The 20,757-nt window shown below is 66.5% G+C and carries 20 protein-coding genes and 1 pseudogene; 13 read left to right on the top strand and 8 right to left on the bottom strand.

Annotation, left to right across the window (positions count from 1 at the left end):
- Positions 1-100 precede the first annotated feature (100 nt).
- Both JOM49_RS21880 and JOM49_RS21875 read right to left on the bottom strand, forming a co-directional pair.
- On the bottom strand, positions 101-442 hold the full coding sequence (locus JOM49_RS21880) for a DUF6355 family natural product biosynthesis protein (protein ID WP_245370721.1): 342 nt from the start codon (positions 440-442) through the stop codon (positions 101-103).
- A 145-nt stretch (positions 443-587) separates the two neighbouring features.
- Positions 588-2,792: a helix-turn-helix domain-containing protein gene (locus JOM49_RS21875; protein ID WP_209666118.1), complete on the bottom strand. Its 2,205-nt coding sequence runs from the start codon at positions 2,790-2,792 to the stop codon at positions 588-590.
- Between the two features lie 299 nt (positions 2,793-3,091).
- Between JOM49_RS21875 and JOM49_RS21870 the strand changes: the two genes are divergently transcribed.
- Positions 3,092-3,472, top strand: coding sequence for a winged helix-turn-helix transcriptional regulator (locus JOM49_RS21870; protein WP_209666117.1), 381 nt, complete (start codon positions 3,092-3,094; stop codon positions 3,470-3,472).
- Between the two features lies 1 nt (position 3,473).
- Here the strand turns inward: JOM49_RS21870 and JOM49_RS44110 are convergent, their stop codons facing one another.
- Together JOM49_RS44110 and JOM49_RS21860 are read right to left on the bottom strand one after the other, a co-directional pair.
- Entirely contained in the window at positions 3,474-4,772 is a 1,299-nt protein-coding gene (locus tag JOM49_RS44110; RefSeq protein WP_209666116.1) for a GGDEF domain-containing protein, read from the bottom strand.
- 558 nt (positions 4,773-5,330) lie between these two features.
- Positions 5,331-6,032, bottom strand: coding sequence for a haloacid dehalogenase-like hydrolase (locus JOM49_RS21860; RefSeq protein ID WP_209666115.1), 702 nt, complete (start codon positions 6,030-6,032; stop codon positions 5,331-5,333).
- Between the two features lie 87 nt (positions 6,033-6,119).
- Here JOM49_RS21860 and JOM49_RS21855 point away from each other — a divergent pair, with 87 nt between their 5' ends.
- The 5 genes from JOM49_RS21855 to JOM49_RS21835 all read left to right on the top strand — a co-directional run bounded on the left by JOM49_RS21855 (position 6,120) and on the right by JOM49_RS21835 (position 9,950).
- The gene (locus JOM49_RS21855) at positions 6,120-7,319 is read left to right on the top strand and encodes a helix-turn-helix domain-containing protein (protein WP_209666114.1); all 1,200 of its coding nucleotides are present in this window, start codon (positions 6,120-6,122) and stop codon (positions 7,317-7,319) included.
- A 316-nt stretch (positions 7,320-7,635) separates the two neighbouring features.
- Positions 7,636-8,145 carry a helix-turn-helix domain-containing protein gene (locus JOM49_RS21850; protein WP_209666113.1) on the top strand — a complete coding sequence of 170 codons (510 nt, stop codon included), beginning with the start codon at positions 7,636-7,638 and terminating at the stop codon, positions 8,143-8,145.
- Between the two features lie 15 nt (positions 8,146-8,160).
- Positions 8,161-8,496 (top strand): recombinase family protein, encoded by a 336-nt coding sequence (locus JOM49_RS21845; protein ID WP_209666112.1) that lies wholly within the window; start codon positions 8,161-8,163, stop codon positions 8,494-8,496.
- On the top strand, positions 8,493-8,729 hold the full coding sequence (locus JOM49_RS21840; RefSeq protein WP_209666111.1) for a hypothetical protein: 237 nt from the start codon (positions 8,493-8,495) through the stop codon (positions 8,727-8,729). The genes JOM49_RS21845 and JOM49_RS21840 overlap by 4 nt, the downstream gene beginning before the upstream one ends.
- Before the next feature lie 318 nt (positions 8,730-9,047).
- The gene (locus JOM49_RS21835; protein ID WP_245369411.1) at positions 9,048-9,950 is read left to right on the top strand and encodes a helix-turn-helix domain-containing protein; all 903 of its coding nucleotides are present in this window, start codon (positions 9,048-9,050) and stop codon (positions 9,948-9,950) included.
- Positions 9,951-10,175: 225 nt separating this feature from the next.
- Here JOM49_RS21835 and JOM49_RS21830 read toward each other — a convergent pair whose 3' ends face one another.
- Together JOM49_RS21830 and JOM49_RS21825 are read right to left on the bottom strand one after the other, a co-directional pair.
- Entirely contained in the window at positions 10,176-10,655 is a 480-nt protein-coding gene (locus JOM49_RS21830) for a hypothetical protein (RefSeq protein ID WP_209666109.1), read from the bottom strand.
- A 13-nt stretch (positions 10,656-10,668) separates the two neighbouring features.
- The gene (locus JOM49_RS21825; protein ID WP_245369410.1) at positions 10,669-12,081 is read right to left on the bottom strand and encodes an NsdA family TPR-like regulatory protein; all 1,413 of its coding nucleotides are present in this window, start codon (positions 12,079-12,081) and stop codon (positions 10,669-10,671) included.
- 168 nt (positions 12,082-12,249) lie between these two features.
- Between JOM49_RS21825 and JOM49_RS21820 the strand changes: the two genes are divergently transcribed.
- From JOM49_RS21820 to JOM49_RS44380, 7 genes and pseudogenes are all read left to right on the top strand, one after another.
- The gene (locus JOM49_RS21820; protein WP_209666108.1) at positions 12,250-12,465 is read left to right on the top strand and encodes a hypothetical protein; all 216 of its coding nucleotides are present in this window, start codon (positions 12,250-12,252) and stop codon (positions 12,463-12,465) included.
- Between the two features lie 112 nt (positions 12,466-12,577).
- A complete protein-coding gene (locus tag JOM49_RS21815) occupies positions 12,578-13,729 on the top strand; it encodes a thymidylate synthase (RefSeq protein ID WP_209666107.1) in 1,152 nt (383 codons plus the stop codon).
- A complete protein-coding gene (locus tag JOM49_RS21810) occupies positions 13,642-14,184 on the top strand; it encodes a nucleoside-diphosphate kinase (protein ID WP_209666106.1) in 543 nt (180 codons plus the stop codon). The genes JOM49_RS21815 and JOM49_RS21810 overlap by 88 nt, the downstream gene beginning before the upstream one ends.
- A gap of 291 nt (positions 14,185-14,475) precedes the next feature.
- Positions 14,476-15,462: a radical SAM protein gene (locus tag JOM49_RS21805; RefSeq protein WP_245369409.1), complete on the top strand. Its 987-nt coding sequence runs from the start codon at positions 14,476-14,478 to the stop codon at positions 15,460-15,462.
- An 8-nt stretch (positions 15,463-15,470) separates the two neighbouring features.
- Complete coding sequence (locus tag JOM49_RS21800; protein WP_209666104.1) at positions 15,471-16,070, top strand: 3'-5' exonuclease; 600 nt, start codon at positions 15,471-15,473, stop codon at positions 16,068-16,070.
- A complete protein-coding gene (locus JOM49_RS21795; protein ID WP_209666103.1) occupies positions 16,064-16,561 on the top strand; it encodes a P-loop NTPase family protein in 498 nt (165 codons plus the stop codon). The genes JOM49_RS21800 and JOM49_RS21795 overlap by 7 nt, the downstream gene beginning before the upstream one ends.
- Positions 16,530-17,018: pseudogene (locus JOM49_RS44380) on the top strand (transposase); the annotation flags it as partial. The gene JOM49_RS21795 and the pseudogene JOM49_RS44380, both read left to right, overlap by 32 nt.
- A 135-nt stretch (positions 17,019-17,153) precedes the next feature.
- Here the strand turns inward: JOM49_RS44380 and JOM49_RS44105 are convergent.
- Positions 17,154-18,473, bottom strand: a complete 1,320-nt coding sequence (locus tag JOM49_RS44105) for a PD-(D/E)XK nuclease domain-containing protein (RefSeq protein ID WP_209666102.1) — start codon at positions 18,471-18,473, stop codon at positions 17,154-17,156.
- Complete coding sequence (locus tag JOM49_RS21780; RefSeq protein WP_209666101.1) at positions 18,470-20,731, bottom strand: argonaute/piwi family protein; 2,262 nt, start codon at positions 20,729-20,731, stop codon at positions 18,470-18,472. Before JOM49_RS21780 ends, JOM49_RS44105 begins: the two co-directional genes overlap by 4 nt.
- Positions 20,732-20,757 lie beyond the last annotated feature (26 nt).

Here is a 20,757-nt window from a genome sequence, read left to right as displayed (position 1 = left end):
TCTCCATTCGACGGGCCGGGTGGTGGACGCTAAACGGGGGCACGGGCGCCCACCACCCGCAGTAGGGATCGATTGGCGCACCGACCCCGGGCTCGATTGGTCAACTATGGCCGCCAGGGGCACACCCGACGCCACCATTCCACCACGCACCCGTCACCCGATAATCGACGTAGGGTTGAACGTCGGTGATCCCCGGTCGAACGCAGACAAGGCTGATGCCGCCCCACAGGTCTTCGACGTCGAGCATGACGGTCGCCCCCGAGCCTCCATCGCAGTGGTTGTATTTCCCCCAGCCGAGGTAGCCGCACTTTTCCGCTACGCTGCCGGGAGACAGTGGTGCAGCTGAAGCCGTGGCCGTGCCGCCAACCAGCAGGGCGACAACAGCGACTCCCGCTCCCAGCGGGCGACGAATTCGATTGGTCGAATAATTCGAGGGTTCCATGTTCAGCACTCCGATTGCCATACGACGGTGCCGCGTGATCGATATCCAACTGATGACGGCTCTTGCAATCAAAGAATGCGGTACAGAACACCTTCACAGGCGGTTTCGAGTTAGCACAAAACTCGCACAACTTGTGCTCGCTCGACTAAACATGAGCATGTTGATCGACGTCTGCACTGACTGCACAGCACAAAGCGGCCAATCGCCCACGCGCTTCGAGCGCGCGCGGGTCTCGGAGTTCGTCAAAAATCTCTATCGCGCTTCTCAATGCGGCCTTACTTTGCTTCGGATCGCCGAGCACGGCCAAGGCGTCCGCGCGGCTGAGCTGCACCTCCCCTTCCGCCCAGCGTTGCCGGGTCGACCGTCGAAGTGCCAGTGCACGATCCAGCTGGACCAGCGCGTACCGAACCTCGCGCCTGGCCAAATGGCAATCGCCCAGTAGGTGCCTGACCAGTCCTTCCACCGGGCGCACCTCGGTCTCGATGGCTAGCTCGAGCGCTTGGTGCAGCAACTGGTGAGCCTGATCATGGTGCCCTTGGCGTGTAAAAGCCCCAGCTTGCAAGGACCGGGCCACCGCGGCGCCGAACGGCAGCCCGGTCTGCATGAAAAGAGATGCGGAATGATCCAACATTCTCGTGGCTTCGACACAGTCGCCTTGCTCACTGGCCACGCTCCCGAGGCCGAGCATGGTCCAAGCGCGGCCGCGGTCGTCCCTGAGCGCGTCTTGTAACGCCAGAGCCTCCCGGAAGTTCCGGCACGCCTCATCCGAGCGATGAAGCTCGAGTTGAGCCCAGCCCAAGTTGTGCAAGCACCGGCCGAGACCGAGCTCAGAACCGGCCTTTCGCGCAGCGGAGACGCCGATCGAGGCCAGATGCAGCCACGGCTCCCAACGCTTGGTCACATAGAAGTACGGCATGAAGGCCAAGGCCAACTTCCAGGCCAGCGTAGGACAGCCGGATCGACTGGCCCAGTCCGCCAACGTCGAGGCGGGGCGGATGGCCGAATCGCACCAGTTCATCGCCGCCACGAATCCCGTGGATCCCGTGTCATCCCCGATCTGATGATCGAACACCTCGCCGTCCCAACCCGGGGCCAGCACATCGTTGGCCCGCACCGCAGCATCGAGGTACCAGCGCACCAGCTTGGCTACCACAGCATTCAGGGAGTCGTGGTCACTGCCCGCCGCCTTCTGGGCGGCATAGCTACGGAAGGGTTCGACGAGAAGTAGGCCGGTGCCACTCACCTCGATGAGGTTGCTGCCACGAAGTTCTGCGGTCACATCTTCGGCGTTCTCGAACAGCAGCGCCAGAGCGCGCTCCTCCACCGCCTCGCACGGCGTCCTGCCCAGGAAGCCGAGCAACGTCGCTGCTCCCGGAGTCAGAGACTGATACAACTTGTCGAACTCGTGCTGTAGATCGTTTGCAATCCGCAGGACGCCTCCGTCGTGCACTTCCGCCGCCAAGGCGCCGAGCGGCTGGTGCGGGCGGGCAGCGAGGTGGTCACCGACCGCCCTCAAGGCCGCGGGCAGACCGCCGGTCGTCGTGATGATCCGATCCGCAGCGACGGGCTCAGCTTCAATCCGCGCCGGGCCAGTGATCCTTTTGAGCAAGGCGCGGCTCGAGTCCGAGGACAGTGGGGGCAACACGAGATGCCTGGCTCCAGCACCAGCAGCGAGTGTCGACAAGCGTGTCCGAGCACTGACGAGAACGGTGCCTTCGGCTCCGGGCATCAACGGGAGAACGTCCTCGTCGTCGGTGGCGTTGTCCAGCACGACGAGCACGCGGCGTCCTGCGGTCACGCTGCGAAAGAGCGCGGAACGGGCGACCACGTCCAGGTCGCCAGCCACCTGAGCACCGAGCGCCCGCAGAAATCTTCCGAGGGTCTCGACCGTCGGCCGTCGACTTCCGAGATCTTCGTAGAGAACCCCGCCGGGGAACTGCCACCCGATACGGTTCGCGAAGTGGACCTGCGTCGCGCTCTTGCCCACCCCTGGCTTGCCCTCGATCACGAGCGTCGTCACCGCGCCCGGCGACCTGCCTGCCGACAATGCCTGTTCGAGCCGATGCATGAAGCCGGTGTGCTCGACGAAGTCGTTCACCGGGCTGGGCAGTTGCTGCGGTATGTGTATGGCGGGCCGCCGCGTCGAAACCAACTGAGTGAGCTGCCCAGTTCCCCCCAAAGCGGCGTCGAGCCGCTCGGCGAGGTCGGGAGTAGGGCTCCGCTGGCCGTTGGTCAGCTTGGACAGGTAACTGAGGCTCACCCCCAGCTTCTTCGCCAAGCTCACCTGGGATTCTCCACGGTCCCGAATCAGCGCTTTCAGGACCGCCGTGAATTGCTCGTTGGTCACCATGCTGGTCCCCAGTTCAACTTGTCCGTACGAAGACCGACCGGACCGGCGGGCTCCGCACACCCTCGTCGTGCGCGAATCCACCTGCTGGCCCAGCCGGCCGCCGCTTCTGCGTCACCAGGCAGTCCGTCCCTGGATGGGTCATCTTTAGCCGGGCGACGCCGACGGAGGTCAAGCTCGGCGTCCACGGAGACTGGACTCCGTCGACTCGCATTCACTCGTTCGCGTGCATAATTCGCCCTTTGGCGCGCACGCGCCGGTCTTGCCGTCGAAAGCCGACACCGCTGGTGTTAGCTGAGCCCATGGAAGGGTGGAACGTCCCGTATCAGCGAGAACTACAGGACGCGCTCACGGTCCTCCGCGGCCGCTGGATCGTGGCCGTTCTGGCGCAGTTGGCGATGGGCAAGACTCAATACAAGGATCTGCTGGTCTCGATCAACGAGACAGAGAACCGCGACCTGCGGGAGACCGAGGAGCGTTCGAAGTTGTCCGAGCGGGTGCTTTCCGACACCCTCAAACGCGCGGTCGGGCACGGACTGATCACACGTGAAGCGGAGGAACAGCGCTTCGGTGCTGTCTGGTACAGCCTCACCCCGCGAGGACGCTCTCTGCTTCGGGCCCTCCGGCCACTGCTGGAGTGGTCGAGGGAGAACCGCGACGACCTCCGGGCCACCGGCAGCTGAGTCAGCGGGCGGCGGCTTCGCTGACCACGCGGTCCCGGCCCTGGTTCTTGGCACCGAAGAGCGCGTTGTCGGCGGCGAGGAGCACGTCTTCAAGGTTGTGCCCCAGTTCCGGGTAAGTGCCGACGCCGATCGACACACTGACCCGCGGCATCTTTTCATCGGCTGGGATTGCATGGACGGCAGCGCGCAACCGCTCGGCGATCCGGACGGCATCATCGCGCCCGGTGTCGGGCATGAAGACGACGAACTCCTCGCCACCGAAGCGACCGCACAGATCATGGCGGCGGACCTGCTGGCGGATCGTGTCAGCCACCTTCCGCAGCACCTCATCGCCGACCAGGTGCCCATAGGTGTCGTTGACGCGCTTGAAGTGGTCCAGGTCGATCATGAGCACCGCAGACGGCGAGCTGTGACGGGCCGCCTTGGCGAGCTCTCGGTCGGCGAGGCTGTGCCAACTGGTGGCGTTGAGCAGCCCTGTCTTCCGATCGGTGGTGGCGGCGTGTTCGAGCTGCTTGATCAGCACGCTCCGGTGCAGCACGTACAACGGTGGCAGTACGAGCACGACCATCCACGGGCGCCAGGCGACCAGGGACGCGGTCAGCACGCCCATACACAGAGTGGACACCTCGAGCGCGTTGTCGCTCCAGCAACCCAACAGCCGACTCCATCCGGCCTCACCCTGAGAAAGCCAGATCACCACAGCGACCAGTACCGAGTTCACCAGCCAAAACACGCCGATCACCAGCACCGGCGCGATCAAGTGCTCCGGCTTGGTGATGTCCAGGACGTCGTTCGCCGGGAACCAGTGTGCAACGGCATCGGCTGCGAAGGCCGACAACGCCATCATGGCGGCGTTGAACACGGCACGGTAGGCCGGGACCGACGCGATGTAACGCCAGGTCCGCCACCAGAAATGCGCGTACAGCACCACAGCCGCAGCAGCCCCGAGCGATGGCGTGGTCAACAGCGTCACCGCGAGGATCCAGACCGAGCTCATGTTCACGTGCGGGGTGTCCGACAACTGCCGACGCAATTGCTCGACCCGGCGTGTGCTTTCCGCTGCGAGCAGCCCGAGCCCGAGCAGAAGGGCGAACCGGACGTAGTCGTGGCCTTTTGCTGGCTGAGAAGCCGCGAGCACCCCGGCGAGTACGAGCGCAGCCACTTCGGTGCCGAGCACGTAGCCAACCACTCGGCCAGGCAGCGTCCACAGTTTCCAGCTACTCACCCACTTCGGGCGCTCAGCGGCACGCTCAGGCATGACGGGTTCCTCGCCCTTCATACTGGAGTCGTTTGCGTCCACGGACGCTCCCCGACCGGCACAATTCCTCGTCCATTCCGGCCGGCGGCGCGTCCACGCAGTCCGTTCGCTGGAAGGAGGTGTTGAGCATGGAGGGCAAGGAGTGGTGAACGCAGTAACCGATACAGTGCTGCTCGCTCCCGGTTCGCGGCCGGGAGCGAGTTCTTCTACGTACGCCTACCGAGGTCCCCGCCCTCGATGGAATGCGGCCCGGAGAAACTCGCGCCGCGATTCCCACCTGAGCGGTCATCTCCCCCTCACCGTCCCTTCGAAGCCCCCTCGTTCTCCCCCGGGTCAATCACGGTAGGCGCAGGTGATCAACGAAGCACAGAGAATCCGCTGAACTTCACCCATCTGAACCTATCGGGTACATAGAGTTACTCAACTTACGCGGAAGCAGCCGTGACCAGGCGAAACATCAACTACCGCCGCGGACTGGCGGTGGCACGGCTAGCCGGAGTCCTCCGGTGACGTGCGCGCCAAGCTGGAGGAGTTCCACTCAACAAAAGTCCGCTGAGCGGTCACGAGCGTGGCGGACCGCCTCGACCGGGGCCAGACCACTCAGCCGAACAACGGGGCTGCAGCGCCGGTGAGTTCGGGCAACACCACGGTCGCCCCGGCGTCACGCAACTCGTCCATGGAGCTTTTACCCGTGGCTACCGCGACAATTCGCACGCCTGCGGTCAACGCGGCCTGCACGTCGTTGGGCGTATCACCGATCAGCACCGTGTCGGCGTTGTCGAACCGGCCGCCAATGCGTTCTCGTGCCCGGCCCTGCGCGATCTTCACCAGCTCAGGTCGACTCACGTGGTCGTCCCCGTAGGCGCTGCTGTCGAGGTCGAGGAAGCGTTTCAGCCCGAAGACCTCCAACTTGATGCGCGACACGGATCGCAGATTGCCGCTGAGCACCGCCTGGTGCACCGTCGGATTCCTCGCGAGTTCGGCCAGGGTCTCCTCGGCTCCAGGTAGTGCACGACCGACCGTTGCCAGTTCCTCCCGTGCGTCCTCATAGCCTTCGGTGAGCGCGGCCGCCAAGCGGTTCACCATCGCCTCCGTTGGCTCGATGCCGTTCACGCGGAGCGACTCGCGCATGATGTCGAGTTCCGTACGGCCGGAGATAGACGCCAGCTTGGCCAGAGGCCGTCCCGTCGCCGCTGGGAACGCCCGGTCGTAGATGGCGCGGCCGACACCGCGGGTTTCGATCAGTGTGTGGTCGATGTCCCAGAGCAGCAGGGTCTGGGGCGGCGCAGTGGGCGCGGTCATGACGAAAGTCTGCCACCCGTGACGGGCTGCATCGCGCGAGCTACTATTTGCACTGGTCAGGCCTGCGCGGCGAGGGGCGGAGACGCGATGAGTGAGCATCTGGCACGCGTGGTGGGAAGCCGAATCCAGTTCTACCGGTCGGCCGCCCACAAGTCCAAGACGGTCGTTGCCGGATTGGCCGGTATCACCCCGGACTACCTGTATCAGATCGAACTCGGCAAGAAGCTTCCTGCGATTCCCGTACTGGTCCAGCTCGCCGAGGTGCTCGGAGTCGAGCCGGGTCAGCTGCTCAGCCATCTCCCGGTGCACCACCGCCCCCCGACATCCAGCACCGCGGGCGACGCACTCTGCCGTGCGCTCACCGGCCCGGCGCCAAAGCCCACCTCCTCCCCTGACCTCGACGTCTTGCACGGCGACGTCTTGGCAGCATGGTCCACCTGGCAGACCTCGCCCGAGCGCTACAGTCGGCTGACCGGTGACCTTCCTGAGCTGATCACGCGTACCGAAGCCGCGCTGCGAAGTCCCGAGGCCCGCAGCCGGCGCGTCGCCCACCAATACGCCGCTGACCTGTACGGGCTGGTACGCACGGTCACCAAACGCATCGGCCGGAAAGAACTGTCCCTACTGGTCGCCGACCGTGCCCTCCGGACTGCTGAAGCCGCGGACGACCCAGTCCGGCTGGCGGCAGCTCACTGGAACATGACTCAGGTGCTCTTGGCTGACAAAGAAGCACAGGGCGCCGAGGACGTCGCGGTCCGGGCCAAAGACAGTTTGAGGGAACTGGTCGCTCGCGGGGACGCCGACGCGATCGCGCTCACCGGTTCACTCCTCCTCGTCGCCGCCATCGCCGCAGTGCGCAGCGGCAACGCCTGGACCGCTCGTGATCGACTTCGCGAAGCTGTCCCGCTGGCCCAACACGTCGGCGAACGCAACACCTGCTGGACGGCGTTCGGACCCACCAACGTGGCGATGTACGCCGTCAGTGTCGAGGTGGAATCCGGCGAGGCGGTCGAAGGCCTGCGACTCGCTGAACGGATCGACCACGATCGCTCGCCCTCCATCGAGCGCCGAGTCGCATTCCTTCTCGACCAGGCAAAGGGCTACAAGCAGCGCCGCGACTACGCCAGTGCGTTGCTTCTCCTCCAGACGGCCGAACAGGAAGCCCCGGAAGACATTCGCAACCGACCTGCGGCCCACGACCTCATCCGAGAGGTAGTCGGCAATGGACGTCGCACGGTCTCCAGCGAAGCAGTCCGCCTGGCCACCCGCGTAGGCCTTCCGGTGTGAGCAAACCCGAACGAGGAAACCACCCGGACTGACAGTTCGGGTTACTGGCGAGTAACCGCCATACGGTCGTTGAAGCACCGACCGCTGGGGTGAACCGCCCCCGACACCACAGAAGGCTGATCGAGACCCCCACCGTGCCTTCTGCGCCCCTGGTGGTCGGTGCTGCCCGGCTGACAAGCGGAACAGGCCCGATCGATCAAGTGGATGGTGGAACCGTCATGGCCAACGCCTGCGGTGCGGCAGTAGAGCGGAACAACAAGCGGTCGATTCTCGTGACATCGCTTTCCGGCGCACTGGCCGTCGAACGGCTGGCGAAATGACGATGGATTCCACTGGCCCAGAATCATCATACGATGCCGCGCACCGCCAAGCTCTCGACAATCGTCTGCAAGCCCTGCGGCGCGGCAAAGGAATTACCGCTCAGCAGTTATGCGAAAGGCTGAACGACGAGATCGGCCCGAGCACCATCTCTTCGTACGAGGTGGGCATAAGGCACATGAGCGTGCAACGGCTGGTCAAGATCTGCGACTGCATCGGCATCAACGCGCCAGACCTCTTGGCGCAGGTCGCGCGCGACCTGGCTGATGCTTCAACGATCTGGGTGAGCGCCCACCTCCTCACCACCACTGACATACCGGAACTGCGCCCGCTGCGGTCCTGGGCCATAAAGCGCACCGCCGAGCCATCTGTTCCGCGGCGCCAGCTGGTCGAATTCGACCCGGCCACGATCAAAGACGCCGCCCAGCTTTGTGGCCTCAGCACTGAGCATCTGAAGGAACTCCTCGAGAGTTTCAGAGCTTTCCCATCCACTCAAGTCGCCCAATGAGCAAACGAGGTGCCCATGCAGTCCCCACCGTGCAAGCAGGCCTTCGGATACCTCCAGGTCAAGGCCGACTCTCCGGATGAAGTGGTTCAGCAGACCGAGCACGCCCTGCGCGAATTCGCTGCCGACCACGACCTGCAGCTGACTGACCTGTTCTTCGACGACGGCACCGGTTCCCGCCAGGCTTTCGACGCCATGGTGATCGAACTCCAGCAACAGCGGACCACTCACGTCCTCGTACCGTCGATGCGACATTTCGCGCGCAATCCACTGCTGCAGAACATGATGCTCGACCGACTCCGACACGCCGCGGACGCTCAGGTGCTGGAACTCTTCGATGAGGAGACCTCGTGAACCGCCCGCCGGAAGACGGTCGACCGGCAGGTCCGGTGACCGCGGCCGTGATCGAGGCGATGAGCGCGGTCAACGACCACCTCCTGACAGTCGCGGCGAGCATGTCGGCCGGAGAACTACCCGCTGCTGCGCAGCACGAAGTCGCCAATCTGCTGGCCGAACTCGCCAACCTGTTGGCCGACCATGCGACCAGCGCGCTCGATGCGTCGCTCGACACTCCACCGAGCCGATGATTGCCTGGAGCATCACCGCCACGGCCGCGATCGCGATACCGCTCGCGTGCGGCACCGGCTGGCTCCTCGTCCAGCAGATCCGCTCCTGGAAACGGCGGCCGAGACGCTGGTCTGTAGCAGCCATCGCGCATCGGATCTCCCTCGAAACGACCGAGCGACCGGTGCGCTGGCCGAGAGCCGACCCCGACCACGGGCGCCTCGGCGACAACCGCCCATCGCCACGGACGCAAGCCCCCCGCACTCGCCCCTACGTCAGTCGAAGATCGATGTCACGTCCACGCACGACCCCACCACGCTGAGCACGTCACGAAAAGGCACATGGCCACACCACCCCCGAGCCCTCCGTCAGCTGAACTCGCAGCGCTACTCAAGCAACTCCGTGTGCGAGCCGATGTCGCACGCCACCAAGCTGCTGAGATTCTCGGCTGTACACCTTCGAAGATCGGCGACCTGGAGACGGCGCGCTCCAGACCGAAGCCGGCGGAGGTCGAAGCCCTGCTGAACCTTTACGACGTTCCGATGGACAGGCGGGCGTCGATCCTGGCGCTGGTGCGCCGCGGAACTGGACGCAGATCCCGCGGTGCCGCCAACGAGGTCGAGGCCTCACCACAGCTGCGCCGGACGGCCGAACTCGAAGGACAAGCCGTCGCCGCCTTCTACTACTCCGGCGAGGTGATCGCCCCGCCCCTGCAAGTGCTCTCCTATGCCGAGGCGCTGTTCGCCTGCAGCGAGTCCCAGCCGGACAGAGCACGGAGACTGGCCAACTTCCAGATGACCCGCCGAGCCCACATCGACGCCGCCGACCAGCCGAGCCTGCGGTACCTCTGTTTCCTCGGCGAAGCAGCACTGCACGTCGGCATCGGAGGACCCGCCACCATGCTCGAGCAGCTCACCTGCCTGCGGGCACTCTCGGTCCGGCTGTCGCACCTCGAAGTGCGCCTGGTGCCCTTCAGCGCCGGCAGCCATCCCCTGCTCGGCGGCACCACCACGCTGTACCTCTTCAAACAGCCCGCTCCGCCACGAGTCATCTCCGAAGCACCCGAACCACAATTCGCCGACCGCCGCGCCGGTTCGATCAAGCAAACGCTGACCTCCTTCGACCAGCTCGACGCGAAAGCGATCGGCCGCACCGAAACCGTCAACCGACTCGACGAGCGAATTCACAATCTCAGAAGCAACATCCGTACGGTCAAGAACTCAGCGAGCCTCCTCAAGAAATAGGCTCCGGGTGCTCACGCAGTCCGAACCGCCTTACGAGTTTTGAGTTGGTCTGCCCCGCGTGAGCGGGGCGATCCCTCCGGCTACAGGCAGCAGTCATTTGACCAGGAGTCTTCCCGCGCGGACGGGTCGTCCGTCGAGGGGGCCAGCTTTCCGGAGCTGACTCGCCGGATTGTGCCGCCGCTGGGCTGATAAGTACTTCGCGGTGTCGACCTCGCGCGCTGACGCTTACTCGCGCTCGGCTCCGTCCGGCCAGATGGTGGTGACCGGCAGGCCGCGTTCGCGAGCGGCGTCGACCACGTCAGCGGTTCCGCCGTGGCCGCCGGACGGTCCGCCGTCCCAGACTGCGACCATCGCGTCCACGTGGTCCAGGACGTACTCGGAAGCGGCCATATACGCTTCGCGGTTCGACTGGGCGAACGGCATGGTGTGCACGGTCGCCTTGCCGATCAGCTCGTCGAACTCGGCGGCGTTGCTTGGCTTCACCTTGCGCTCGCGGTAGTCGGCCGCAGGCAGTACCACCTCGAACGTGCCGCCGAGGTCGAGCACGACGCGGGCGAATACCTGATCGGCACCGCGGGCCAGGCAGGTCACGCCAACCAGTTCGGTGCCGGAGTGCTCGGCCAGGGCGGCGCGGAGGCCGTCGGCGATCAGCGGCACGGTGGCGGCGGTCAGGTTCGAGTGGCCGGTGATTCCGATACGGAGCAACAGGGTTCCTCTCCTACGCGGCGATCAAGTCAGCGATGTTCTCACGAGCCTCGCGCATGGCGGCGACGCTGGCAAACGGGGCGGCTTCGCGGTGGAAGTCGCGCAGCTTCACCCCGACCCGGCCGGAGGCCCAGGCGCCGGCCAGCGGCACCGCGACTGCGATCAGCTCGGCGGCCCGGTCGGGCTCTCGGCTGACCAGGTGCGCGCGGGCGAGCCCGATCAGGTCGAAAGCGCGGTTCCGGGCGCGGCTGGTGTGGCGCAACTGCAGCGCCCGGCCGATGTAGTTCTGGGCCTGGCGCGCGTGCTTGGGGTCGTAGCGGGCCAGGTCCCGGTAGCGGGCGCCGATCACCCCGGCCAGCTCGGCGGCATCGAGGCTGCGCGCGGTGGGCGTGGTGGCGTCACCGTCCCGGGCGCCTTCGGCGTGGTAGTCCTCGGCCAGGCCGACCGCCCGCTGAAAAGCGCGTGCGTCGCCCTGCTGGGCGTAGGCCCAGGCTTCCCGGGTCGCCAGCACAGCCCGCAGGCGCGGTGTGGCTGTGCGGCGGGTGCCGTACTGGGCGAGCTGGACGACGTCGAGGCCGTCCGCAGGCCGTTCCAGGTCGAAGCATTGGCGCGCGAGGGACGCCAGTGCTACCGCGGCCAGGGCGTTATCTCCGGCTGCGTGCGCGAGCTGGACGGCCAGGACGAAGTACCGCTGGGCGATGCGGTGCTCGCCGGCGTCCCACGCCATCGTGGCGGCGATGTCGGCCAACTCGGCGCCGATGCGGAACCCGCGCAGGGTCTGCGCGGTGCCCTGTGGTGCGGCGCAGAGCCAGGCGACGTGCGTGCTGAGCTGCGCGGCCACCGTGGGGCGGGAGACGGCACCACGGGTGGAATGCCACGTGCGGAGCACGCTGACAAACTGCTCGGCGGCGTCCAGTTCCAGGGCTGCGAAGGCTGTGCCGTGCCGGTCGGGCGCGACAGCGAGGGGGTGCAGGAAGGGGGCCAGCGCGGCGCCCAGTGCGGCGCCGGTGAGCAGGATCGCGCCTAAAACGGTCCGGCGGGAAGGTGCCACCAGGTCATGATCGGTGATGTGGCCCGCGTGCTCCAGCACCAATCCCGGCTCCCAGCCGGGCAACGGCGACGGGGTTTGTAGCGAATCGACCGCGCCTGCCGATCGACGAGGTGGCACGAAGCCGAGCGCAGCGTCCTCCGGTACGCCGAGCACGTGCCGGAGACCAGAGCGGTAGGCGGCGTTCGGCCAACGGGCCACGCCGCGTTCCAACTTCGCCAGGTAGTGCGCGTCCAAGAGGTGCCTCTTGCCCGTGGTCTCCCACAGCCAGGCGTTGACAGCCTCAGCGACCTCGGACCGGCTGGCGTGCTCGCCGGGGGCTCCTGGAGAGGGCAGCCGTTCCCGCGCCGCGCGCAGCAGGCGATTGGGCTCGGGCATGGTTCCTCCAGACCTCACGAAGTGTAGTCAGCCCAGACCGAGTAGTCATGATCTGGCGAATCTGCCCCGGGTTTCCCCGGCCTGTCCCTTCCTGCCCCCGCCGCTGGCCTCCTGCGGGCTGCCGTGAACGTGGACCCTCGAGTGATCAAGCACGGGAGGTGCGCACCGATGGGCACGAGGTTGGACGTCGGCGAATCTGAAGAGCTGCGCGAGTTCGCCAGCACACCGGTGCCGATTCCCCGGCTGGAAGACGAGCGGTACCTCTCCTACGTCACCAGGCTGTGGCACACCTGCTCGTTCTGCCGCACGGTCCGGCGCACCAGTTTCGACAACCTCCTGCACCAGAGCCGATGTCGTGACCGCAGCGAGTGCAAGCGGCCATGAGCACCGGCGGCTCTGGCGTCGGTACAGCGACGATCAGCACGCCGAGTTGCCCAAGAGCACCTGATCCAGGCCACTCCCCGGCGGCACAGCGCAGTCCAGATTCGGAGGCCGAATGCCCTGCCACGCCCCCGCACCCACCTCGGCACTGACGACGCCGTCATTCAGTAGCTTCCATGAGGCATACCAGGCGGTTCTCGGTGACCTCGTAACCCGGCCGCACCACCACATCAACACCCGCGGCAACGCCGGTCCCGAGCGGTTGAATGTCGCTTTCCAGATCGACAACCTCGCCCGGCGGCTGCCGCTGTTCGCCACCCGCAAAACCAACGTCGTGTTCAACCTCGCCGAAGCGCTGTGGTTCCTCGGCGGACGCGACGACCTGCGCATGATGATCTACTACGCCCCGCGGATGTCGGCCTACGCTTCCGACGGCGTCACCATCGCCGGAGCCGCCTACGGCACCCGCCTGTTCCGGCCCGGAAGCGGCCCCGGCTCCAGCAGCGCCTTCGATGCCACGCTGAGGATGATCGCCCAGGACCCGGACACCAAACGCGCGGTCATCCCGATCTTCGGGTCCCACGAGATCGGCGACACCACCCACCCAGACGTGTCCTGCACCATCGCCTTCCAACTCCTGTTGCGCGACGGCGCCCTGCACGGGGTCTGTTACATGCGCGCCAACGACGCCTTCCACGGCCTGGTGTCCGACGTCTACTCCTTCACCTTCATTCAGGAACTCGCCGCCCGCCTCCTGCGAGTGCGGCTCGGCGGCTATGCCCACGTCGTCGGCTCGATGCACATCGCCGACCATCACCTCCCCCGCGCCCGCGCCATCTTGGATGAGGCGGCCACCACCCCGCCGCCGCGGTTCGAACCCCAGTCGATGCCCGCGGACACCACGCTGGAGATCATCGGCGAGGTCCTCGACCACGAGCAGCGGCTGCGGGACAACCTGCTCGCCCACACCGCTACCTCGCTCGAGCGCACCGGGCTGCCGCTCTACTGGCAGCGTCTGGTGGCCTTGCTGGAGATCTACCGCCAGATCAAGCATCGGCCCGGCACTGCCGTCGACCCCGAGATCCTCGGCGTGCTCGACCCCGAGCATCGCTGGTTGATCCGGCGCCGCTGGCCTGATCACATGCCCGCCGACAGCGCCCGTGAGATCCAGGAGCCGACATGTCCACCAGCACAGACGCGGGCACGGACTGGACCCGGTGCAGCGTGGTGCTGCTCAAACCCGACTGCCTGCGACGCGGCCTCGTGACGGCGGTACTCGATCGCGTCCAGCGAGAAGTGGACATCGTCGCGGCCGAGGGGACCACCGTGGCCGACTGGCAGATCTTCACCCACTACTGGGACCTGCTGGCCTTCCGGCATCGCCTCGACGTCGACGTCGCCGAGTGCCTGCGGCGCCTCTACGTCGGCCGGCGGGTCGTCGTCGCGCTCGCCGTCGGCGAGTGCGACGACACCGCGGCCCGGCTGCGCGCGCTGCTCGGGCACTTCGACCCCAGCGCCGCCGAGCCGGGCACGATCCGCGCCGACCTCGGCGCCGACAGCCTGGTCGCGGCGCGACAGGAACACCGGCTGGTGAACAACCTCGTTCACACCTCCGACGATCCCGCCGCCGCATGGCGCGACTTCCACATCTGGTTCGGCGGCCACCGTGCCGCCCACCTGCTCAGCGCCGTGCCCGAGGTCGTGAAGACACCCGTCTGCTGACTCGCGACTCGCCCAGTGGCCGGTCAGCACCGGCCGACAACGGCGGGCGAACACACACGCGCAACGACCCACTTCCCGTTACCTGACAGAGCGAAAGGAACCCTGCCGGTGCCTCTTGCCTCGCCCCGTAAGCGGTCACTACCGATGTTGACCGCCGCGGAAATTGCTGCGCTGGAACCCTCACTCGCCAACCCGATCGAGTACCGCAAGTCCGGCCTGTCGCTCAACCACATCATCGGCTGCCCACTCAACTGCGGCTACTGCGTGCGACACGTCTTCGATAACTTCGCAATGAAACTCCCACGCCGGCTGATGACCGACACCAACGCCGTCGAACTGCTGACCAGCCACCGCTACTTCCAGCGACACACCACACCGATCCAGCTGTTCAACCGGGCAACCGATCCGATGCTGCCGGTGGTCAAACCGCACACCTTCGCCGTGCTGGGCATGCTGGACGATCTCGGCCTCGCCAACCACGTCCTGGTCATCACCCGCTGGCGGGTCACCGCCGAGGACTGCGCGGTCCTCAACGGCTTCAGCAACATCACCCTGACCGTCCTGGTCACCCACTCCGACATCGGCCACCCCGGCATCGAACCCGTGGATTCCTCGATCGCGGCCACCAGCCTCAAGACTCTGTTCGGCCACGCCGAGCGCTACCGCACCGTGCTCTACTGGCGCCCGATCGTGCCCGGCCTCAACGACACCGACGCCCACCTCCAGCGCGCCCGCGAGCTGTCCCGGCACGCCCACGCCACGGTGTTCACCGGCCTGTTCTACCGCCAGCAGATCGCCGACTACTACCGCGCACTCGGCCTGCCCGAGCCCTACAGCGGCACCGCGCGGCGCAAGATCATGCCCGAAACCCTCGAAGAACGCATCCTCGCCGCCTTCGGCCACAGCCCCGGCACCACCGGACCAACACGCCCGTTGTTCCGCAAGACCAGCTGCGCGGTCGCCTACGCTCACAGCCAGGCCGACTACAACGGCCACTACGGCATCCGGGAACTGTGCGACATCTGCCCAGCCGCCCAGCTACAGCGCTGCGCGGGCGCGTGGCGCACACCCGACATGAACCGGGTCGTCACCCAGGCGCGCGACTACGGCGCGGTGGGCGAGGTGGAACTGACCGACCGGGCAATCATGGTCTCGGGCCTGGACGAACCACCCCGCTACGCGATCCAGCATCGCTTCGGGTTCCAGGTCCACGACCGGGACAAGCCCCACCACTACAAGCGGCACGGCCGCGCCGACCTCGGCTGGCCCGCCGTCTAGGAGAACGCATGGATTTCGGTACCTGGCCGCGGCTGCTCATCGTCGACGTCGAAGGCAACGGCGCCACACGCCCGGAAGCGGTCGAAGTCGCTCTGCTTCCCTTCGTCGACGGCCAGCCTGTGCCGCGGTCGGCGTTCGCCACGCTGATCCAGCCGGTCACGCCGATCTCCCGTGTCGTCACCCGGATCCACGGCCTCACCAACGACGACGTCGCCCACGCGCCCCACTGGGACGAGGTCGGCCCGCAGGTCGCGGCCCAGCTGGGCACCGAATGGATCGCCGCCCACAACGCCACCACCGAATACTCCGTGCTGCGCCGTCACCTGCCCCACTGGGAGCCCGCCGGCGTGCTCGACACCCTCCGCCTCGCCCGCCGCGCCCTCCCCACCGCGGACGGGTACTCGCTCGACGCGCTGCTCCAGCACACCGGCATCGACACCAGCGATGTCGAAGGGCATCGCCACCGGGCCGCCTTCGACGCCCACCTCACTGCGCTGCTCCTGCGCGAAATCGCCTCCACCTACCCCAGCTGGGACGCCCTCATCGCCGACGGCGTCCCGCCCGGCAAGCCGGGCACACCCACCCACGAAGGTGACACACTATGGTGATCCAGATCGGTCTGGTCGGCACGCACGCCACCGGCAAATCCACCCTGGCCGACCGCATCGAAATGGAACTGCGCAGCACCGGCCTGTCCGTGCAGCGCACCAGCGGCCTCGCCAAACGCGCCGCCGCGCTCGGATTCTCCAAGATGAACCGGCACACCTCCACCTCCACCTCCACCTCCACCTCCACCTCCACCTCCACCGAGTGGATCATCACCGCCGGCGCCGCGGACGCGCTCGCCGCCGAACTCGACGCCGACGTCGTCCTCATCGACCGCACCGCCCACGACGCCCTCGCCTACTACACCGCCGCCCTCGCCCTGCGCGGCGAACACCCCGAACCCGAAGACCTCACCCGGCTGCACACTCTGGCCGGCCTGCACACCCACCGCCTGCACGTGCTCCTGGCCACCGTGCTCGCCCCCGACGCCCCGTTCACCGCACCGCCGGGCCGGACGGCCGCCGCAGCCGCGCTACCCCGACCAGCCGGTTGACCTGAAAACCCTCGTGATGGCCGCCGGACGGTCAGCGGGCCGGTTCGTGGTCTGGCGACACGGATCACGCACGTCACCGGGCAACCCGACCGCGAGCATGCGATCACGGTTTCTTGCGCTGCGCGTCCGACCGGCCAACCGCAACATCCCCCGCGGCAGCGACGGGAGCCTGCCCGAGTGCTGGCTGCTGGCCGAATGGCCACCTGGGAAACCCGCACCCACCGACTACTGGCTCTCCACCTTGCCCGCCGACACGAAACTGCGGGATCTGGTGCGGCTGGCCAAAATCCGCTGGCGCATCGAACACGACTACCGCGAACTCAAAGACGGACTCGGCCTGGACCACTTCGAAGGCCGCTCCTGGCTGGGCTGGCACCGCCACGTCACCCTCGCCGCGGTGGCCCAGGCCATCTGCACCCAACTCCGCCGCACCCCAAAAGCCCCTGCGCAGGCCTGACCCTCTACGCAGTCCTGCGCGAACTCCAAGCCCTGCTCGCGGCCTGGACAGGCGTCTGCCACACCTGCCGACAACCCGTCCAGGCCACCATCACCCCAGAGAAACCCCAGCTCAACAGCACCTAACAAAGCCCTACTAGGACGCCTTCGAACGTTTGCCGCCAGCGGACGGCTTTCTCTTCGTGGCAGCGCCGGGAGACACCACGGCTTTCCGCTCGTCTGCTGGCGGAAGCACCCCTGGGCGCGACACGATGATCACGTCGACGATCCCAGGGAGATCGATCAACGCGCGACGTGTCTCGTCGTGATGCTCCGTGGAACACGAGTCGTCGTAGATGAAGACGATAATCTCCCGGTAGCGCTCGTTGTCCTTGAGGTAGCCGACCGAGTCGATGATCACCTCCTGCTCCACGTCCTTGAAGTCGCTTTTGCTGCGCACGAACTTGACCTCGATGAACAGCCCAAGGCTGGGCAGCGCGAAGTCCGCGCGATAGGCGCTGTGGCCGAGCTTCGGCAGGTTCTCCTCGTCAACCACGTCATCGAAGACCGCGCGGAGCATGACCCACAAGATGGCCTGCACCTCGCGTTCGGCGTCAACCCGCCACCACTTGGGGTCCTTGAGCTCGGCTGAGTCCCACACCCATCGCTTCATCGCGGGAGGAAAACGCCTGAGCACCTGGCTCACCTGGGGAACGCTGATCACCAACTGGTCCGCGGTGGCCGCGGCCACCGCTTCGGCGAAGTTCAGCCACAAAGCGCTATGCCGAACCTCCAGATCAACGGGATCAGTGCGCAGGAAGGCGTGCATGGCCCGCTGCTGTGCGGCGCGCAGCTCCTCCGGGGTGTCCCTGGCCACCCCAGTGCCGGAGGCGAGCAGGTAGAACGCCGCGACGAGCGCATGGTCAGCCAGCTCCGCCAACGCCGGCAACGAGGCCGGTTCACCGGTGAGCTCAGCGAGGACGTGCTGATGCATCAGATCGAGCCACGGGTCGTTGGGTTCCCTCAACGGGTGGTTGAGCGCCTTCTGTAGCCAGCTCAGGAACTGCGGCACGCGGTCCTGCACCGCCCGCGCGGCGAGGTGCAGCCCGAGGACGATCCCTGCCGAGTACAGCGGGGTCACTCGGTCGCCTGGGTACGGATCACGCCCAGCCAGACCTTCAAGCCCGTGCACCAGCACGTCGCCGAAGACCGGAAGCCGCGTCGGCTGGGCCGCCGCGACATACCCCAGCACGGCGAGCGCGGGCGCGTCTTCCAATCGGCTCACGTTCGCCTTGAGCCAGGAGTCGAGGTCTGGTTCGACGTGCCATCGAATCGACGTGTCATCGCCGAGGACCTGCCGGGCGAACATGCCGTGCAGGCTGCCCGGCGTATTCTCGGTGTCGATCCAGCGCTGGAACGCTCTGAGCTGCGCGCTGAAGAGCAACTGCCCGGTAGTCGCGTTATCAGGTCCGGTCACAGGAACCACCTGCTGTAGCGCAGCTTCCCGAAAATCACGTCGGAGTTCCAGTTCGTCACGTGGCGCAGCTTGCCCAGCAAGCCGGCGATGAGGTCGGAGTACAGGATGGTCACCGGCTTCGTCGAGGGGTACGGCCTCCGCCAGGACATCGCCGTGAACCTGAAGAGCTGTCCGGCCAGGTAGTCGATGTCGGTGAACGTGGACTCGCGGTGCAGCTTGAGCTGCAACGGCTTCGGCGCGCCCTGCGACTCGCTCTTCATCTCTCGCGGTCCCTTGACCGTCACCAGCATCTCACTCTTGCTGATCGGAACGGCGAAACCGCGTCGTGCCACGTACTTCCCCTTGCTCCCCTTTCCCGCGCTGACCCCCCTAGCGTTCTCGTCGAGGATCATCCACGGGTGGTCGTCGACGACAGTCACGAACGCGAACTCGACGCCGGCGAAGTCCGCCGTCAAACCCTCCACGAGTTCCTTGATGGCTTGGGCCTCTTTGTCTTTCAGGAGTTTGAAGACGTGGAAGACCAGCCGGATGAAGTCGTTGGACTTCCACCCCTGGCGCCCCTTGATCTCGGCGAGGCACGCCCGCAGGGCGTCCTGCAGCGCCTTCGGATACTGCTCGTACGGCGCCTCCCTGGACACGTTCGACACGAGGTAGGTGCCGTCGGAGTTGAAGACGGTAGTGATCCCGACAACGCGCTCCCCCCTGCCTAACCGGTCCTCGAACACCTGCGCGCTGCCGATGCCGAAGATCAGCTCTCGCCTGGTCGGCTGGCCGTTGTCCTTGATCGCGAACGGCGTCCCGCCCAGTTTGGCGTAGACGGCGAGCGCCATCGTGCTCAGCGGGTAGGCGATGGTCGGGCTGTCCGTGATGTTCTCGACCTGGAACTCCTGGACCGCGATCGACTGGCTCATGAAGGTCGACTTGGACACCAGGTAGGGACTCTCGTTGCCCGTCAGGTGCTCCTGGGCAGCGCTGGTGAAGACGAACGCGAGGTCGATCTTCTCCTTGGCCTCCAGCGCGCTCAGGCAGGCACGCTTGTAGGCGCTCGCGTCCTGCACATCGCCATCGAAGGCGGTGAGGGTGAAGGTGCAGTCGGTCAGGCGAAACTTTCGGACGAACCCTTCGGGGAACGCGGATGAACCGCGGACACCGTCGCGAAACCTGGTGAGAAAGGTTTCCACACGGCCTTGGAACTGGCGGGGAACCACCACGGCGATCGTCGGCGCTTTCGGGGTGAACGACTCCGTGTCGAAAGGACCGAATCTGTTCAGCCCGGCTTCCGGGTACCGATCCGTCTTGTCCCCGGACTGGTCGAACACGAAGGTCGGCTCGCTCAAGGTGCGCACGTGCGGATGCTGGTTGCCCTTCAACCGCAGCGGCCTGGCCAGGTACGCCGTCATCCCGGCCGCGACGTCGAGCGGTCCGCGGTCCAGCAATGCGTTCGCGATCTTGTCCGTGTCCGCGATGCGCCGCTCGGCGTTGTTGAACGCGGCGATCTTGCCGTCCAGCGCAACCAGACCACGCTCAAACGACCGCCCGCACGCCTTCCGGAGCACTGTCTGGAAGTTGGCCAGACTGGATTCGATCCACGTGCGCGCCGCGTCGAGCTTCACCTCGCCCTCCCTCGACTGCACAAGCAGCTTGCCGTCGACCACATCGGTCACCCGGCCGACCAGCTTGCGCCGCGCGTGTGCGTCCTGGGACGGCCAGGCACGCGCCGACTCCAACTCCGCCAGCACGTAGACCCCGACCACCGGAACGCCACGTCGCAACAGGACGTCCACGGGAAGATCAATCTCGTAGCGGACCTTCCTCCCGATCACCACACCGGGGTACTCGCGCGGCCCGCCGCGGCGGACGTCCAGCGAGTACTCCGGATACACGTGCAGCCTGTCGATGCCCCGGCCCAACGCCTGCTCCACGAGGTCCTTGCCGGCCAGCCTTGACACGAAGCGCACTGGGTACTCACGCCTGAGCAGGTACTTCCACTCCACCGTGAGGATGCGCCTGAGGCACTCTTCAAGCAGCCGGGTCTGCAGCAGCACGTCACGCACAGTGGAGGCGATCACCCTGCGCTCGCCAATCTGCTCGGCACCCTGCGCCAGAGGAACGCACACAACGTCGTTTCGATCCCGGACGACCACATGAGACTCGCGGAGCCGACTGCGGAGATCCTCAAGGTGGCCTGCCGACTCATAGGGCAGCACCCCGGCAACCACTTGACCTGTGAACCGGACTGGCAGGAAGTTGGTGAACAACAACGGAACCCCACGGCCCGCTGACG

The organism is Amycolatopsis magusensis, from assembly GCF_017875555.1.
In the GTDB taxonomy this organism is placed as follows: Bacteria; Actinomycetota; Actinomycetes; order Mycobacteriales; family Pseudonocardiaceae; genus Amycolatopsis; species Amycolatopsis magusensis.
Note: the sequence above shows the minus strand (reverse complement) of the source record. Positions and strands in the feature narration are given on the sequence as shown.